Source organism: Actinomadura sp. WMMA1423 (assembly GCF_006547145.1).
In the GTDB taxonomy this organism is placed as follows: domain Bacteria; phylum Actinomycetota; class Actinomycetes; order Streptosporangiales; family Streptosporangiaceae; genus Spirillospora.
On sequence record NZ_CP041244.1, the window covers coordinates 4879699 to 4897031 of the forward strand.

The window sequence follows — 17333 nt, forward strand, 5'->3', positions numbered from 1 at the left end:
CAAGTCACGCCGTCACGTCGGGGGCCGTCCCCTCATCCGCACGAATCGGTAAGGAGACCCCTTCATCGTGCCCCACCCGGTCCTCACTCCGCAGGACGCCCGGCTGATGGCGAAGATCATCGACCGGCCCGACTTCGAGCGCTGGGCCGCTCGTGCTCGCTCTACCGGCGGCTGCGCGCAGCCGGTGTTCCTGACCGGCACCGTGAAACACGTCCACACCGGTACCGGGGAACTGCTGCACAGCTACTCCACCGACACCGAGCCTGACGGCGCCCTCCCGGTGGCCTGCAAGACCCGGCGGGCGTCCCGCTGCCCGGCCTGCGCCGAGATCTACCGGGCCGACACCTACCAGCTCATCCGCGCGGGCCTGGCCGGCGGCAAAGGCATCCCGGAAAGCGTGTCCGGTCACCCGGCCGCCTTCGTCACGCTGACGGCGCCCTCGTTCGGTCCCGTCCACACGCGACGGGTGCGCAACGGCGGACGGGTCGAACGCTGCCACCCCCGGCGGGGCGCTACACCGTGCCCCCATGGCGTGGTGGCCTCCTGCGGCGTCCGCCACGGGCAGGACGACCCCCGGCTGGGTGAGCCTCTGTGCCCCGACTGCTACGACTACGCCGGGTCGGTGCTGTTCAACGCCATGGCGCCGGAACTGTGGCGGCGCTTCACGCTGGCGCTGCGCCGATACCTCGCCAAGTCGGCCGGGCTGACGCAGAAGGAGTTCCGCGAGACCTTGGCCGTCTCCTTCGCCAAGGTCGCCGAATACCAGCGTCGGGGCGTCGTGCACTTCCACGCCATCATCCGCTTCGACGGTCCCGGCGGCCCTGCCTCGCCTCCGCCCGGCTGGGCGAACGTGGCGCTCCTGGAGGACGCCGTCCGGCACGCAGCCGGCGCCGTCTCGGTCACCACTCCGGCGGCACCCGGCAACCCGGCGCGGTCCCTGACCTGGGGTGCGCAGGTCGACGTCCGGGCCGTCTCGTCTTCGGGGTCGCTCACGCAGCAGGCCGTAGCGGGCTACATCGCCAAGTACGCCACCAAGGCCGCTGAATGCGTCGGCACCCTCGACCGGCGTCTCGATCCCGCCGAAGACCTGGCCGGGCTTCCGATCACTCCGCACGCCCGGCGGCTCATCGGCGAATGCCTTCGCTTGGGTGCCCTGGAGGCGTTCGAGGATCTCCGCCTCGTCCACTGGGCTCACATGCTCGGCTTCCGGGGCCATTTTTCGACCAAGTCCCGCCGCTACTCCACCACCCTCGGCGCACTGCGGGCCGCGCGCATCGCCTACGTCCGCGAGCAGTTCCCCGGCTGGCAACCGCCCGACGACCAGGACCCTGACCTGATCCTCGCCATCGGCGAATGGCGGTTCCACAGCCAGGGCCTTACACGCGGCGAAGCGCTCGTCACCGCCGCACTCACCGGAAAACCCCTACCGCCTCCCGCATCGACAGACAGGAAGGCCGCATGAGCAAGCCAAAGCCTGAGGTGTCCCAGATCAACCTGGGCGAACGACTGCTGACCGTCGCTGAGGCGGCCGAGGTCCTGTCGACCTCCGAACGGTTCCCGCGGCGGCTCATCGCAGAACGGCGGATCCGCTTCGTCCGCCTCGGTGAACCGGGCAGGCGCGGACACGTCCGCATCCCCGAATCGGCCCTCCGCGAGTACATCGCGGGCGGCCTTGTCGAGCCCATGACCACGTCCGACGTCTGGAAGGCTGCCTAATGGCGAACAGAGACGGCCACCGCCGATTCGGCAGCATCCGCAAGCGTGAGAGCGGGCGTTACCAGGTCCGTTATCCCGGCCCGGACGGCTGTATGCGCACCGCACCCAAGACGTTCGCCACCAAGAAGGACGCCGAACGCGCCCTGACGCTAATCGAAGCGGAGATGCTCAGCGGGACATGGACCGACCCTGAACGCGCCAAGGTCCAACTCGGCGCCTACGCCGAACTGTGGATCGAACAGCGTCAGACACTCCGGCCGCGCACGAGGGAACTGTATGCGTGGCTGCTTCGCAAGCACATCACCCCCCACCTCGGCGGCGTGCACCTGGGCAAGCTCAGCACGCCAATGGTCCGGGAGTGGCTGACGACCCTCGCTAACACCGGGGTCGGGGCTACTTCCCGCGCCAAGGCCTACCGACTGCTGCGGGCCATCCTGATGACGGCGGTCGTGGAAGACAAGCTGCTCTCACGCAATCCCTGCCAGGTACGCGGCGCCGGCACCGAGCACGCCGAAGAGCGGCCGACGCTCACTGTCGCCCAAGTCTTCGAGCTGGCCGAACGGGTCGGCGTGCGTCCGGTCGGCAACTTCCGCAAACTGGATTCCGGTGAGTACCGGCTCCGCTACCGCGTCAAAGGCGGGCTCGTGCGGCGCTTCTCTCAGACCTTCGCCACTCGTGCAGAGGCGGAACGGGCGCTGTGGAAGATGGCTGAGGACGGGCACGCTGACGTGGTCCGTGACGAGCGACTGCGGGCGTTCATCCCGCTCGCCACCTTCGCGAGCCTGCGATGGGGCGAGATCACGGCGTTGCGTCGCTGCGATGTCGACCTCACCGCGCGCACTGTCCGGGTTCGTCACGCCTACGTGGAACGGGCGAACGGTCAGATGCTGCTCGGGCCGCCGAAGTCCAAGGCGGGGGTTCGGACGGTCACCATTCCGGCCGCGATCGTCCCCCACCTGACGGCACACCTGAACAAGTACACCGGCAAGGAGCCTCACGCCCTGGTCTTCACGGGGCTCAAGGGCGGGCCGCTGCGCCGTAGCGGGTTCAACAAGGTCACCAACTGGCGGCACGTGGTGAATGCGCTCGGCGTCCCGAACCTGCATTTCCATGACCTCCGGCACACCGGTAACCAGCTCGCCGCGGACATGGGCGTCTCGACCAAGAACCTGATGGCGCGCATGGGCCACGACAACGAGCGGGCGGCGCTGCGCTACCAACACCGGTCGGCCAAGGGTGACCGCATCATCGCTGACGGCCTCGATGCCCTCGTTCGGGAAGAGCGCGGCGACGACGAGGGCCAGGACGACGACGAGGACGGCGGAGCGGGCGGGATGCTGGTGCCGGTGGCCTAATGGCCCGCTAATGGCCCGGCTGCGAAGACGACCGAGAACAATCAAGGCCCAGGTTTGGGGATCATGTCCCTGGCCTGGGCCTTCTCAGTGGAGCGGGTGACGGGAATCGAACCCGCGCTGTCAGCTTGGGAAGCTGAAGTTCTACCATTGAACTACACCCGCGTGGCGGCCTGCAGGGGGCCGCGCCTTGGATACTGTACCGGATCGTCGGTGGGGGCGTGGCGTGGGATAGCTTTCTGGGGTGCTGCTCTCCGATCGCGATATCAGGGCCGAGCTCGAGTCCGGGCGGGTGAAGATCGACCCGTATGAGCCGGTGATGGTCCAGCCGTCCAGTGTGGACGTGCGACTGGACCGGTACTTCCGGGTGTTCGAGAACCACCGGTATCCGCACATCGATCCCGCTGTGGAGCAGCCGGATCTGACGCGGCTGGTGGAGGTGGACGCCGAGGAGGCGTTCGTGCTGCATCCCGGGGAGTTCGTGCTGGCCTCGACCTACGAGGTGTTCGGGCTGCCCGAGGATCTCGCGGCGCGGCTGGAGGGCAAGAGCTCGCTCGGGCGGCTGGGGCTGCTCACGCACTCGACGGCGGGGTGGATCGATCCGGGCTTCAGCGGGCACGTGACGCTGGAGCTGTCGAACGTGGCGACGCTGCCGATCAAGCTGTGGCCGGGGATGAAGATCGGGCAGATGTGCCTGTTCCGGACGAGCTCGCCGGCGGAGTACCCCTACGGGTCGGCGAAGTACGGGTCGCGGTACCAGGACCAGCGGGGGCCCACGCCTTCGCGGTCGTACCAGAACTTTCACCGCACGAAAGTGTAGTCGGTTCGTTACCCGAAAGTGACGGAAGTCACCGAAAGATGAAACATGTTCTCCGGCCGGGTAGTTTCGGGCGACGCACAGGCATGGCGTCTGGTTGACAGCCTCTTTACGTGAGGCCCGGGCGCCTGGACGGACTAGGCGACCCGTTTCCGCGCATCGACGTGGGAACCCGGAAGGAGATCGTGTCAGTACTCCGCGCGGAAAGCGTTACCAAGCTCTTCGGCCGTAGGACGGCGGAGGCACAGCGGAAACTCAGGGCGGGCGCCGACCTGGCGGAGCTCCGCGGCCTCGGGGTCACACCGGCCGTGGTGGACGCCACGTTCGAGGTGCGGCAGGGCGAGATCTTCGTGGTCATGGGCCTGTCGGGGTCGGGGAAGTCGACCCTCATCCGGATGCTGAACGGGCTGCTCGGGGTCACCTCGGGAAGTGTCGAGATCGACGGCCAGGACATCGCGAAGCTGCCGCCGAAGGCGCTGCGTGCGCTTCGGCAGAACAAGGTCAGCATGGTCTTCCAGCACTTCGCGCTGTTCCCCCATCGGACGGTCCTTGCCAACGCGGCGTACGGGCTCGAGGTCCGCGGCGTTCCCAAGGACGAACGAGAGAGGACCGCCCGGGAGTTCCTGGCGCTGGTCGGTCTCGAAGGCTGGGAGAGCAAGCTCCCCGGGGAGCTGTCGGGCGGGATGAAGCAGCGGGTGGGACTCGCCCGCGCCCTCGCCTCGGGCACCGACATCATCCTGATGGACGAGGCCTTCAGCGCCCTGGACCCGCTGATCCGCCGCGAGGTCCAGGACCTGCTGCTCGATCTGCAGAGCCGGTTCGGCAAGACGATCGTCTTCATCACCCACGACCTGAACGAGGCCATGCGCATCGGCGACCGCATCGCGGTGATGCGGGAGGGACGGATCGTGCAGATCGGGACGGCCGAGGAGATCCTCACCGACCCGGCCAACGACTACGTCGCCCAGTTCGTCGCGGATGTGGACCGTACCAGAGTGCTGACGGCCGCCTCGGTCATGGAGAAGCCGCTGGTCACGGTGCCGGCGTCGACCGGGCCGAGGACGGCCCTGCGGACGATGCGCGAGCACCAGACCTCCGCGGCGTTCGTGGTCGGGCGGGACCGCAGGCTGGTCGGACGGGTGCGGGCGACGGTGATCGCGGACGCGGTGCAGGAGAACGTCCAGACGCTCGACGGCCTGATCGACCCGGAGGACCCGGAGCCCGTGGCGCCGGACACCCCGGTCGCGGACCTGTTCGTGCGGGTCGCCGAGAGCGACCTGCCGGTGCCCGTCGCGGACGAGAACGGGACGCTGCTCGGCGTGATCCCCCGGGTGACGCTGCTGGCGGCGCTCGGCGCGATCAACTCCCGCGTCGAGGAGCTGGTCGAGGAGGACGAGCCGGAACTGGCGCTGACGAAGGAAGGTGGCGGCGATGAGTGACGCGGCGATGAAGCTGCCCCGGATCCCGGTCGGCGAGTGGTTCGACACCCTCGTGAACTGGTGCACCGACAACCTGGCGTGGCTGTTCGACGGGATCGGCTCGGCGATCGAGGCGTCGGTGGACGGGCTGACGAGCGTCCTGACCCTGCTGCCCCCGCTGGGGCTGACGCTGGTGCTGGCCCTGATCGCGCTCGTGGTGAGCGGCTGGAAGCTCGGCCTGTTCACGATCCTCGGGTTCGCGCTGGTCGACAGCATGGAGCTGTGGGAGCCCGCGATGGACTCGCTGGCCCTGGTGCTCGTGTCGGCGCTGGTCTCGACGGTCGTGGCGATCCCCATCGGCATCGCGGCGGCCCGGGGCGACATGGTGAGCCGGATCGTCCGGCCGGTCCTCGACTTCATGCAGACGATGCCGGCGTTCGTGTACCTGATCCCGGCGATCTTCTTCTTCAGCATCGGCGCGGTGCCCGGCGTGGTGGCGACCGTGATCTTCGCGATGCCCCCCGGCGTGCGGCTGACCGAGCTCGGCATCCGCGGCGTCGACCCGGAGATGGTCGAGGCGGGCGAGGCGTTCGGAACGCCCCCCGGCCGGATCCTGACCCGGATCCAGATCCCGCTCGCGATGCCGTCGATCATGGCCGGCGTCAACCAGCTGATCATGCTGTCGCTGTCCATGGTCGTCATCGCGGGCATGGTCGGGGCGGGCGGCCTCGGCGGCGAGGTGCTGGAGGGCATCAACCGGGTGGACGTCGCCAAGGGCTTCGAAGGCGGCGTCGCCGTCGTGGTCCTCGCCATCTACCTGGACCGCCTGACCGGGGCCCTCGGCGATGGCCCGGGCATGCTGCGCGCGCTGTTCCAGCGCCGCCGGGCCACCGACACCTTCCCCGTCGGCGTCGCGGCCGGTTCCGCCGCGGGCACGTCCAACTGATTTCCCTCTCCCCCCACATATCCCCCTGTAAGCGAACGAAAGGATGGGCATGCGCCTCAAGTTCAAGGGCCTGACGGTCGCCGCGATGACGCTGACGCTCGGTTTGAGCGCCGCGGCGTGCGGTGATTCCGACTCCGGCGGGGGTGGGAACGACAAGGAGATCACCATCGGCATGGTCTCCGGCTGGGCCGAGGGCGAGGCCGCCACCGCCCTGTGGAAGCGGCTCCTCACCGACAAGGGCTACAAGGTGGACGTCAAGACCCTCGACACGGGCCCGCTCTACGCGGGCATGTCGAAGGGCGACGTCGACCTGTTCGTGGACTCCTGGCTCCCCGGCACGCACGAGGACTACTGGAAGCAGTACGGCGACAAGCTGGAGAAGGTCGGCGCCTGGTACGACGCGGCCCCGCTGACGATCGCGGTGCCGAACTACTCCCCGCTGAAGACGCTCGACGACCTGAAAGGCAAGGGCGGCGCGTACGGCGGCAAGATCGTCGGCATCGAGAAGAGCTCCGGCCTGTACCGGGTGTCGCAGGAGAAGATGCTCCCCGCGTACGGCCTGAAGGACGAGTACAAGGTCACGACGTCGTCGACGGCGGCGATGCTGACCGAGCTCAAGAAGGCGATCGACGCCAAGAAGGACATCGTCGTCACGCTGTGGCGCCCCCACTGGGCGTACACCAAGTACCCCATCCGCGACCTCCAGGACCCGAAGGGCGCGATGGGCAAGCCGGACGGCATCTACACGGTCGCCCGTGAGGACTTCGGCAAGGACCAGCCCGAGGTCACGGGCTGGCTGAAGAAGTTCAAGATGGACGACAAGCAGCTCGGCTCCCTTGAGGACCTGATGGAGAACAAGTACAAGGGCAAGCCGGACCAGGCGGTCGACGAGTGGCTGAAGTCGAACCAGAGCTACGCGACGTCGCTGACGGGCTGAGTCTGGGAACGTTCCCAAAGAGGGCCGTCCGGTCTCCGGGCGGCCCTCTTCAGCTTGCGAGCCCGACGCTGAGCAGGACCGCGGCCAGCCCGAGCCCGGTGGCGGCCAGGGTCATGACCCGCGGGTGGACGCTGTGCGCCTCCGGCAGGATCTCGGCGGCGGCCAGGTACAGCAGGACGCCGGCGAAGACGCCGAGGTAGGGGCCGAGGACGGCGTCCGGGACGGTCGCCGCCGTGCCGATGGCGGCGCCGGCGACCGGGGCGGCGGCGTCGGCGAGCAGCAGCAGGACGGCGGGGCGCCGGTCGCGGCGGTACAGCGAGGCGGCGGTGAAGGTGTTGAAGCCGTCGGCGAAGTCGTGGGTGACGACGGCGAGCGCCACGAAGACCCCGGTCTCGGTCCCGGACTGGAATCCGAAGCCGATGCTCAGGCCGTCCACCATGCTGTGCAGGACGAGCGCGAGCGCGGCGAGCAGTCCGCCGGAGCCCGAGCCGTGGACGTGCTCGTGCGGCGCGTACTCCTCCTCGTGGGCGCGGTGGATCGCCACCGCCTGCTCGACGACGTGCAGCAGCACGAACCCCGCCGCGAAGCCGATCATGGGGGCGGGGACGCCGAACGGGCGGTGCCGGGTCAGCTCCAGCGACTCGGGGATCAGGTCGAACGCGACGACCCCGAGCATCAGCCCGCCCGCCAGGCCGAGGACGAGGTGCCGGTGGTCGCGGACCCGCATCGCGGTGAGGCCGCCCGCGAGCGTCATCAGGAACGCGAGGACGGACACGAGCACGGCCATCCCTGGGTCCTACCAGCGCACCGGCCGCCCCAACCCCCGCCGACGGCGAGCGGGACGCCGCCGGCGGGGCCGCCGTCCGCTCGCCTGTCGCGCCGGCCCGCGCGACTCACCGAGCGGACGGTGCCTAGGGAGGCTGTCGCGAAGTGGCCTCGGCCACGCGCGCGAACGCGTGACCTGGCCGGTGCGGTGAAGCCGGAGGCGAGCCGCACCGGGCAGATCGCGAAGCGATGCCGCGTTCGCCCAGGCACGGCCACGCAGCGAGCCGCCAGGCGAGCGAAGTGGACCGGGACTGTCGAAACACTGCCTAGAAGACTGCTGAAGATCTTGGGGTTTTGGTCCCGCCGCGGATGCGGCGGGGCCAGTGTGTTGTGGTGTGGTGATGGGTGAGTGGGCCGGGGAGACGGTCGGTCCGGATGTGTGGGAGACGTGCCGGGAGCTGATCCCAGCGGGGAGCGTGTTCGCGTTCCTGGCCGAGCACCGTGGCGCGTTGTTCCCGGCGGTGATGTTCGCGGACATGTATCCGTCGGCGAACGGGCGGCCGTCGATGCCGCCGCAGATCCTGGCCGCGGCGATCACTTTGCAGGCCCTGCACGGGCTGTCGGATTCTGAGACGGTGCAGGAGTTGCGGTGTGACCTGCGCTGGAAGGCCGCGTGCGGGCTGGGCCTGCACGACACCGCGTTCGATGCGTCGCTGCTGGCCTACTTCCGCCGTCGGCTGGCACGCTCGGCCCGGCCCGACCGGATCTTCGAGGCCGTGCGGGAGGTGGTGCGGGCGACCGGGGTGCTCACCGGCAGGCATCGCCGTGCGCTGGACTCCACGGTGCTGGACGATGCGGTCGCCACCCAGGACACCGTCACCCAGTTGATCGCCGCCGTCCGCTCAGTGATCCGCCATGTCCCCGGGGCGGCCGAGGTGGCCGCGGCGGCGTGCACCGCCCACGACTACACCGACCCGGGCAAACCGCGCATCGCCTGGAACGACGAGCAGGCCCGCGCCGAGCTGGTGGACGCCCTGGTCACCGACGCGCTCAGGTTGCTGGGGCACCTGCCCGAGCAGGAACTGGGCGAGCGGGCCGCGAACGCGGTGGGCCTGCTGGCCCTGGTCGCCGGGCAGGACGTCGAACCGGCCGAAGGGTCCGACGGCCGCGACGGGCGCTGGCGCATCACCGACGGCACCGCCCCGGACCGGGTGATCTCGACCGTCGACCCCCAAGCCCGGCACGTCCACAAGACCCGCAGCCACCGCCAGGACGGCTTCAAAGCCCACCTGGCCGTCGAGCCCGAAACCGGCCTGTTCACCGCGGTGGCCCTGCGGCCCGGCGCCGGGGCCGCCCACCACGAGGCCCTCGTCGGCCTGGACCTGCTCGCCGGCGAGGACACCCCGGTGCAGGTGTTCGGCGACACCGCCTACTCCACCGGCCAGGCCCGCCACGCCCTCACCGCCGCCGGGCACCGGCTGTTCATCAAGCCCGCCCCGCTGCGGCCCGCCGTCCCCGGCGGCTTCACCCTCGACGACTTCGCCATCGACACCACCAACGGCACCGTGACCTGCCCCGCCGGGCACACCGCCCCCTTATCGGACCCCGGCGGACGCCACCACCAGCGCAAAGCCGTGTTCGGGAACCGGTGCACCGGATGCCCCCTGCGCGAGCGGTGCACCAACGCCAAGGCAGGCCGGATCCTGACCATCCGCCCCCACCACGACCTCCAAGCCGCCGCCCGCCGCCAATCGGCCCACGACCCGGCCTGGCAAGCCGACTACCGCCGCTGGAGACCACCGGTCGAACGCGCCGTCGCCTGGCTCGTCCACCACGGCAACCGCCGCCTCCGCCACCGCGGCACCATCAAAGCCGACGCCTGGCTCCACACCCGAGCCGCCGTCCTCAACCTCCGCCGACTCATCAACCTCGGACTCACCCGAACCAACGGCACCTGGCACCTGTCCACGGCCGAAGCATGACCACACAGGGGCTGTCCGGCCCACGGCCGGACAGCCCCTCACAAGATCTTCAGCAGTCTTCTAGTTCAGCGCGTCGGCGTCGACGATGGTCTTCGCCGGGGGGCGCGGGATGTCCACCGGCTCGTCGTAGTCGAGGTACTCGATCTTGTCCGCCGGGTCGCCGCCGTCGAGCAGCAGCACGTACGGCTCGCCCCGCGTGGCCACGTGGACCTTCTCCCCGGACGAGCCGACCAGGGTCACGGTGGGTACGCCGCCGACCGTCCCCGGGACGCCCTTCTTCCAGCTCCCCACGGACTTCACGGCCTCGGCGAGCAGGGCCGAAGGGTCGGTGACAGGGTCGATGTCCTTGAAGTCCGGATTCTTGGTGGTCGTCTTGAGCTGCTTGCCCGAGAGCAGTTGCACCGCGGCCTTCCCGCCGATCGACTTCCAGAACGCGTCGTCGCCCTTGAGGTAGAGGTCCTTGCCGATCCGGGTGATCTGAACGCTCTGGGCTCCCATCTTGAACGTTCCGGTCGCCTTCGCCTTCCCCGCGAAGCGGAAGTCGAGCCGGTACTTCTCGCCGTCCTCCTGGATCCGCCCGCGCATCCGCAACGACTTCGCCGACGCCGTCGCCTTGCGCGCGCGGCGGAGGATCTCGGCGGCCTTCAGCTTCTCCACCCCGTTGGGGATCGCTGAGGCGGGCGTGGGCGCGGCGGAGGGCGAGGCCGGCGCGGACGCCTTCGCCGGTGCCGCGCCCTTGTCCTCGGCCGGGCCGCAGCCCACGGCGAACGCCACCGTGAGCAGGAGCGCGGCCGACAGTCCGGGCGCGCGGCCGGCCCGCAGTCGGTGATGAGGCACCCCGATGTCCTTTCTCTCATTCAGGAGGCGATCGCCCCCGATGTCCAGAAAGAGAATGCTTGGTGCCATTGACGGACCTCTGTCGTTATGCTGCCGTTCACTGCGCCCGGACTGCGGAAAGACTGCCCAGGCGCCATTCATGAGGAGCGGGGGTGGTCAGGCTGCCTGGTGAAGGGTCCGTCCTGCGCTTCGAGATCCTCGGGCGGCCGGCAGCGTGGCGGGACGGCCGGGAGCTCGACCTGGGCCCGGGCAAGCAGCGCGCGGTGCTCGCCGTCCTGCTGCTCACACCGAACCGGGCGGTGTCCACGGCGTCGATCGTGGAGGCGGTGTGGGGTGACGGACCCCCCGACAACGGTGCGAACGTCGTCCAGAAGTACGTCGCGGGCCTGCGCCGCGTGCTGGAGCCCGAGCGGTCGCCGCGCGCCCCGGGGCGGTTACTGAGCCTGACCGGTGCCGGGTACGCGCTGAACGTCCCGCCGGAGGGGCTGGACGTCGAACTGTTCCAGGACCGGGTGAAGGAGGCCCAGGCCGCGCGGGCCGCGGGCGAGGCGGTGCGGGCCGAGGTCCTGCTGCGCGAGGCGCTGGCCATGTGGCGCGGTCCGGCACTGGCCGGGTTGAACGGCCCGTTCTTCGACGCGGCGCGGGACCGCCTGGAGGAGGAGCGGGCGGCCGCGCTGGAGGCGTGCGCCGAGGTCGGGCTGGACCTCGGGGAGCACGCGCGGCTGGTGCCCGAGCTGATCCGGCTGGTCGCCGAGTTCCCGCTCCGGGAGGGGCTGCGCTACCTGCTGATGCTCGCCCTCTACCGGTGCGGCAGGCAGGCGGAGGCCCTGGCCGCCTACCGGGACGCCCGCGCCTTCTTCGCCGAGGAGTTCGGCGTCGAGCCGGGCGAGCGCCTCCAGAGCCTGCACCTGGGCATCCTGCGGTCCGATCCGGCGCTGGCGGCGCCGCCCGCGCGCGAGTCGAACGGGACGGGGGAGGCCCCGCCCGAACCACCGGCCGACGATCTTCCCGTGCCCTCCTCCGCCGAGGACGCGGCACCGCCGGCCGTGCCCTCGTTCGCTCCGCCCGATCCGCTCGCCGCGCCGGCCCGGAACGAGGGGAGTGCCGCGGCTCCGCCCCCCGTCCTCCCGGCGGCCGTCCCCGTTCATCCACCCGCCCCTGCGTTCGGTGCTCCGGCCGTCGGATCCGCGCCGGCGTACGGTCCCTCCGGCGTCGGGCCCGCCCCGGCGTACCACGGCCGTCCCATGCCCGCCCCGTGGGCGGCGCCTCGGGGGCAGCGGTTCTCACTGGCGCGGCGGATCATCCTGCCGACCGTCCCGGTGCTCAGCTTCGGCACCGCCACCTGGGCTCTGGTCGGGTACTACGCGGCACGGCGCAGGAGCCCCGTGCTCGGGCTGATGGCGTTCGCCTACCTGGTGATGACGATGATCTTCTTCATCGGTGCCGACATCACCGACCCCGAGCACCCCGCGTGGTGGTGGGACGTCCCGATGGGCCTGTCACTGCTCGGCTCGACGTTCGGCGGCACCCTCCATCTGGTGCTCCTGACGGCGGGGCCGGCGTCGTCCGGGCATCCCGGCGCCGCGCCGACCGCCGTCGACGTGCAGCTGATCGAGCGCAGGGTCCGCCGGGAGCAGGCCCGCTCGCTGGCGGCGCACCACCCGTCGATCGCCCGGACGCTCGGCGTCGGACGCCCCGACCTGCCCCGCGCGTTCGACGACGGGGGCCTGGTCGACGTGAACTCGGCGCCGGAGCATCTGCTGGCCGCGCTGCCCGGCCTCGATCCGTACCACGCGAAGCTGATCGTGCTGGCCCGGACGGCGCACGGCTCCCTCGGCTCCGTCGACGACCTCGCCACCCGGCACATCCTCCCGTACCAGGTCGTCTACGCCTTGCGGGACATGCTCGTCGCCCTCCCGCCGGCGACGGCGCCGGAAGCGGGCGCACCGGCCGGCGGCGCGGCGCCCCCTGGCTCGTCCCCCAGCACCTGGACCCGGTGACGCGAGGACCCCCGCCCCGTGAGGCCGGGGGTCCTGGCTCGGTCGCGCGCCCTATTCGGCGGCGACCGCCTCCTTCTCGGGGGCGGTGCCCTCGCCCTTGATGGAGCGGATCAGGAGCTGGGAGACGTCGACGACCTCCAGCGACTCCTTGGCGTCGCCCGCGTTCTTCTTCTCGTTGATCGCGTCGCCCAGCATGACCAGGCAGAACGGGCAGGCGGTGGAGACGGTGTCGGGGTCGGTGCCGAGCGCCTCGTCCACGCGCTCGGTGTTGATCCGCTTGCCGATCCGCTCCTCCATCCACATCCGCGCGCCGCCGGCCCCGCAGCAGAAGCCGCGGTCCTTGTGCCGGTGCATCTCCTGCGTCTTGACGCCGGGGACGGTCGCCATGATGTCGCGCGGCTGCTTGTAGACCTTGTTGTGGCGGCCGAGGAAGCAGGGGTCGTGGTAGGTGATCTTCTCCTCGATCGGGGTGACCGGGGTGAGCCTGCCCTCCTCCACCAGGTGCGCGAGCAGCTGCGTGTGGTGGACGACCTCGTAGTTCCCGCCGATCTGCGGGTACTCGTTGGCCAGGGTGTTGAAGCAGTGCGGGCAGGTTGCGACGATCTTCTTGACGCCCGCGTCGTTCAGCGTCTCGACGTTCTGCTGGCCGAGCATCTGGAAGACGAACTCCATGCCGAGGCGCCGGGCCGGGTCACCGGTGCAGGCCTCCATGGGGCCGAGGACGGCGAACTTCACGCCCGCGATGTGCAGGAGTTCGGCGACGGCCTTGGTGGTCTTCTTGGCGCGGTCCTCCAGGGCGCCGGCGCAGCCGACCCAGAACAGGTACTCGGTGTCCTCGGAGACCTTGTCGTCGACGACGTCGACCTCGAAGTCGAGCTCCTCGATCCATTCGAGGCGCTTCATCTCGGACATCCCCCACGGGTTGCCCTTGTTCTCGAGGTTCTTCAGCATGACGCCGGCCTCGGACGGGAACGAGGACTCGATCATGACCTGGAAGCGGCGCATGTCCAGGATGTGGTCGATGTGCTCGATGTCGACGGGGCACTGCTCGACGCACGCGCCGCAGTTGGTGCAGGACCACAGGACGTCGGGGTGGATGACGCCGTCGTCGCCGACGAGGGCCTTGTCGACCTCCATGGCGAGCTTCTGCTCGTCGGTGAACTTGCCCTGTGCCTCTTCCGACGCGGTGAAGTACGGCGCCTTGGCGAGGGCGTGGTCGCGCAGCTCCAGGACGAGCATCTTCGGCGACAGCGGCTTGCCGGTGTTCCAGGCGGGGCACTGCGACTGGCAGCGACCGCACTCGGTGCAGGTCGCCATGTCGAGGAAGCCCTTCCAGGTGAAGTCCTCGATCTTGCCGCGGCCGAAGACGTCCTCGTCGGGGTCGGCCTCCTCGAAGTCGAGCGGCTTGCCGCCCGACATCATCGGCTGCGCGGCGCCGAGGCCGTCCGGGCGGCGCTTGAACATGACGTTCAGCGGGGCCAGGAAGATGTGCAGGTGCTTGGAGTGGACGACGAAGACCAGGAAGATCAGCGCGACGGCGATGTGCAGCAGCAGGCCGACCGACTCCAGGACCTCGAGCGTGTGGGTGCTCAGGCCGTCGAACAGGTGGCCGACGGCGTAGGAGAAGTAGGCGCCCTTCCCGTAGGGGAGGTTGCCGCTGGCCCACTCCACGCCGCGGAAGAAGAACATCGTCCAGATCACGTTGAAGATCATGAACAGCGTGATCCAGGCGCCGGACAGGTGCGAGCCCTTGAACCGGGACTTGCGGTCCAGCCGCTTCGGCGAGTTCTTGATCCGGATCGCGGTGAAGACGATCAGGCCGGCGGTGCAGGCGAGCGCGATCGTGTCCTGGACGAAGCCGATCGGCGGCCAGGTCTGCAGGCCGGGGATCTTGGCTTCCAGCCCGAACAGCAGCGCGACGGCCGCCTCGAGGTAGACCGTGATCAGCAGGATGAAGGCCCACATGACCGCCGCGTGCGAGACGCCGGCGAGGGTCCATTTCAGCAGCTTGCGCTGGCCGAGGACCTCGACCGCCTGGCCCTCGACGGCCTTGGCGGGCTCACGCCTGACCTGCAGCGTCCGCTCGGGGTCCGGCTGCCCGCTCTTGGCGATCGCAGACAGGAAGAGCACTCGCCTCCCGGCGAGCGCCAGCGCGACCGCCGTTCCGGCGAGCCCGATGACCAACGTGATCCAGAACACTGTTCCGTCCTCCTGGGGTACGGGCGATGGCAGCCAGCGTAGGGCTCGCGTCAGACTGCTCTCCATCCGGGGCCCGAATACTACTCGGCAGTAGCTTACGCGTCACATGCCCTGGTCAGAACATCCACGCCGATGTCCGGACCGCCGGGCCCCTCGATCTTCACCGCATACCCTCGCCAATACCCGCGCACCGATGAGTATCCGCCGCATCACGAGTCCATACCACGTGGCGGAACGCGTCCATCCCCGTCCCGCCCAGCGGTAACCGACACGGAAGGACTCCAGATGACCTCGACGCCCGACCTCGGTCCGGCCTCCCGGCGGATGGCAGGCCTGCTCGCCGGCGTGCCCGACTCCGCGCTCACCGGGCCGACGCCCTGCGACGGCATGTCGCTCGGTGCCCTCATCGACCACCTGGACGGCCTGAGCCTGGCGTTCACCTGGGCCGCGGCGAAGCACTTCCCCGGCGGCCCGTCGCAGCCGCCGTCCGCCGACGCCGACCGGCTCGACCCGGACTGGCGGACCCGCGTCCCCGAGCGGCTCGACGCGCTCGCGGCGGCCTGGCGCTCTCCGGACGCGTGGCAGGGCATGACCCAGGCCGGCGGCATCGACCTGCCCGGCGACCAGGCCGGCAGCGTCGCGATGAACGAGCTCCTCGTGCACGGCTGGGACATCTCCCGCGCCACCGGGCAGGCCTACGACGTGGGCGAGGAGGAGATCGAGGCGTGCCTCGCCTTCGTCGCCCCGGCCGTCGAGCAGAGCGGCGGCAAGGGCGTCCCCGGCCTGTTCGGCCCCGCCGTCGACGCGGGCGCGGACGCGTCCGCCCTCGACCGCCTCATCGCCATGACCGGCCGCGACCCGTCCTGGACGGCGAAGCCCAGCTGACCCGGGGTGCCCGGGCGGCTCAGATGACGCCGGCCGTGATGGCCACCGCCGTCGCGGGAATCACCATGAGGGCGCGCATCAACCTGTTCATGCGATGACCTCTCCTGCTCGGCCGTGTACGTCATCGGGGCACCGCCGCGATGTCAGACCCGTTCGAAGACGGCGGCGAGGCCCTGGCCGCCGCCGATGCACATGGTCTCCAGGCCGTAGCGGGCGCCGCGGCGGTCCATCTCGCGGGCGAGGGTGGCGAGGATGCGGGCGCCGGTCGCGCCCACGGGGTGGCCGAGGGAGATGCCGGAGCCGTGCACGTTGACGCGCTCCCAGTCGGCGTCCTTCAGGCGCCATTCGCGGGTCACGGCGAGGACCTGCGCGGCGAACGCCTCGTTCAGCTCGATGAGGTCGATGTCGGCAAGGGTGAGGCCGGCGGCGTCCAGGGCCTTGGCCGTGGCCGGGACGGGCCCGATCCCCATCGTCTCGGGCGGCACTCCCGCGCGGCCCCACGAGACGAGCCGGACGAGGGGGCGCAGGCCGAGCTCGGCGGCGCGCTCCGGGGTGGTGACGACGCAGGCCGCGGCCGCGTCGTTCTGGCCGCTGGCGTTGCCCGCCGTGACGGTGGCCTCGCCGTCGCTCCTGCCGAGGACGGGACGCAGCTTCGCCAGGCCCTCGACCGTGGTGTCGGGGCGCGGGTGCTCGTCGGTGTCGACGACCGTGTCGCCCTTCCGCGACCGGACGGTCACCGGGACGATCTCCTCGGCGAACACCCCCGACCGCTGGGCGGCGACAGCGCGCCGGTGGGATCGGACGGCCAGCTCGTCCTGCTCCCGGCGCCCGATTCCGTACTCGCGGCGCAGGTTCTCGGCGGTCTCCAGCATCCCGCCGGGGACGGGGTGGTTGACCCCGCCCGCGGTCACGCGGCCCTGCGCGAGCGCGTCGTGCAGTTCGAGGGACGGCCCGCGCACGCCCCAGCGCGCGGCCGTCGTGTAGAACGGCGCGCCGCTCATGCTCTCCGCGCCGCCCGCGATGACCACGTCGCTGACGCCGGTCTGGATCTGCATGGCCGCGTTGAGGACGGCCTGGAGCCCCGACCCGCACCGCCGGTCGAGCTGCGCGCCGCCGACCGTGACGGGGAGTCCGGCGTCCAGCGCGGCGACGCGTCCGATGGCGGGGGCGTCGGAGGTCGGGTAGCAGTGCCCGAGGATCACCTCGTCGACCGCGCCCCCGGGCAGGCCGGTGCGCTCGACCAGGGCGCGCACGACGGTGGCGGCCAGCTCGGCGGGCGTGACCGACTTGAGCGCCCCGCCGAACCGGCCGATGGGGGTACGCAGCGGCTCGCAGATCACCGCGTCGCGCATGGTGGACTCCTCGGGGGGCGGGGTCGGGGGCACTCGCAGCGTACGACTCCTTCGGGGAGGGCGGCGTCCGGGCTCGCGTCCGGTGGACGGTTGAATGCTGGGTACCCATGGCGGTGGCGAACCGGGA

The 17333-nt window shown here is 70.7% G+C and carries 14 protein-coding genes and 1 tRNA gene; 10 read left to right on the forward strand and 5 right to left on the reverse strand.

The features are described from left to right. Positions 1-67: 67 nt before the first annotated feature. From FKD65_RS22560 to FKD65_RS22570, 3 genes are read left to right on the forward strand one after another with little or no spacing between them, the layout of a single operon-like run. Complete coding sequence (locus FKD65_RS22560) at positions 68-1462, forward strand: replication initiator (protein ID WP_368367126.1); 1395 nt, start codon at positions 68-70, stop codon at positions 1460-1462. After that, entirely contained in the window at positions 1459-1716 is a 258-nt protein-coding gene (locus FKD65_RS22565) for an excisionase family DNA-binding protein (RefSeq protein WP_205718221.1), read from the forward strand. Before FKD65_RS22560 ends, FKD65_RS22565 begins: the two co-directional genes overlap by 4 nt. After that, entirely contained in the window at positions 1716-3071 is a 1356-nt protein-coding gene (locus tag FKD65_RS22570) for a site-specific integrase (protein WP_141579375.1), read from the forward strand. Before FKD65_RS22565 ends, FKD65_RS22570 begins: the two co-directional genes overlap by 1 nt. Before the next feature lie 88 nt (positions 3072-3159). On the opposite strand, the gene FKD65_RS22575 is transcribed toward FKD65_RS22570, so the two are convergent. Next, positions 3160-3233 (reverse strand) — tRNA-Gly (locus tag FKD65_RS22575). A 79-nt stretch (positions 3234-3312) separates the two neighbouring features. Here FKD65_RS22575 and dcd point away from each other — a divergent pair. The 4 genes from dcd (at position 3313) to FKD65_RS22595 (ending at position 7186) form a co-directional block, all read left to right on the forward strand. Then, complete coding sequence (dcd, locus tag FKD65_RS22580) at positions 3313-3888, forward strand: dCTP deaminase (protein ID WP_141579376.1); 576 nt, start codon at positions 3313-3315, stop codon at positions 3886-3888. A gap of 182 nt (positions 3889-4070) precedes the next feature. Beyond that, on the forward strand, positions 4071-5324 hold the full coding sequence (locus FKD65_RS22585) for a glycine betaine/L-proline ABC transporter ATP-binding protein (RefSeq protein WP_141579377.1): 1254 nt from the start codon (positions 4071-4073) through the stop codon (positions 5322-5324). Then, positions 5317-6249 (forward strand): proline/glycine betaine ABC transporter permease, encoded by a 933-nt coding sequence (locus tag FKD65_RS22590; protein WP_141579378.1) that lies wholly within the window; start codon positions 5317-5319, stop codon positions 6247-6249. The genes FKD65_RS22585 and FKD65_RS22590 overlap by 8 nt, the downstream gene beginning before the upstream one ends. A gap of 49 nt (positions 6250-6298) precedes the next feature. Then, positions 6299-7186: a glycine betaine ABC transporter substrate-binding protein gene (locus FKD65_RS22595; RefSeq protein WP_141579379.1), complete on the forward strand. Its 888-nt coding sequence runs from the start codon at positions 6299-6301 to the stop codon at positions 7184-7186. Between the two features lie 49 nt (positions 7187-7235). On the opposite strand, the gene FKD65_RS22600 is transcribed toward FKD65_RS22595, so the two are convergent. Next, positions 7236-7973 carry a ZIP family metal transporter gene (locus FKD65_RS22600; protein ID WP_141579380.1) on the reverse strand — a complete coding sequence of 246 codons (738 nt, stop codon included), beginning with the start codon at positions 7971-7973 and terminating at the stop codon, positions 7236-7238. Positions 7974-8352: 379 nt separating this feature from the next. On the opposite strand from FKD65_RS22600, the gene FKD65_RS22605 reads away from it, so the two are divergent. Next, positions 8353-9933, forward strand: coding sequence for an IS1182 family transposase (locus tag FKD65_RS22605; protein ID WP_141576383.1), 1581 nt, complete (start codon positions 8353-8355; stop codon positions 9931-9933). Positions 9934-9993: 60 nt separating this feature from the next. Here the strand turns inward: FKD65_RS22605 and FKD65_RS22610 are convergent, their stop codons facing one another. Beyond that, entirely contained in the window at positions 9994-10770 is a 777-nt protein-coding gene (locus tag FKD65_RS22610; protein WP_141579381.1) for a hypothetical protein, read from the reverse strand. 152 nt (positions 10771-10922) lie between these two features. On the opposite strand from FKD65_RS22610, the gene FKD65_RS22615 reads away from it, so the two are divergent. Beyond that, complete coding sequence (locus FKD65_RS22615) at positions 10923-12770, forward strand: BTAD domain-containing putative transcriptional regulator (protein WP_141579382.1); 1848 nt, start codon at positions 10923-10925, stop codon at positions 12768-12770. Between the two features lie 51 nt (positions 12771-12821). Here the strand turns inward: FKD65_RS22615 and FKD65_RS22620 are convergent, their stop codons facing one another. Continuing rightward, positions 12822-14969, reverse strand: coding sequence for a (Fe-S)-binding protein (locus FKD65_RS22620; protein ID WP_141579383.1), 2148 nt, complete (start codon positions 14967-14969; stop codon positions 12822-12824). Between the two features lie 285 nt (positions 14970-15254). Between FKD65_RS22620 and FKD65_RS22625 the strand changes: the two genes are divergently transcribed. Further along, a complete protein-coding gene (locus FKD65_RS22625; protein ID WP_141579384.1) occupies positions 15255-15854 on the forward strand; it encodes a TIGR03086 family metal-binding protein in 600 nt (199 codons plus the stop codon). 143 nt (positions 15855-15997) lie between these two features. On the opposite strand, the gene FKD65_RS22630 is transcribed toward FKD65_RS22625, so the two are convergent. Then, the gene (locus tag FKD65_RS22630; RefSeq protein WP_141579385.1) at positions 15998-17206 is read right to left on the reverse strand and encodes an acetyl-CoA C-acetyltransferase; all 1209 of its coding nucleotides are present in this window, start codon (positions 17204-17206) and stop codon (positions 15998-16000) included. Positions 17207-17333 lie beyond the last annotated feature (127 nt).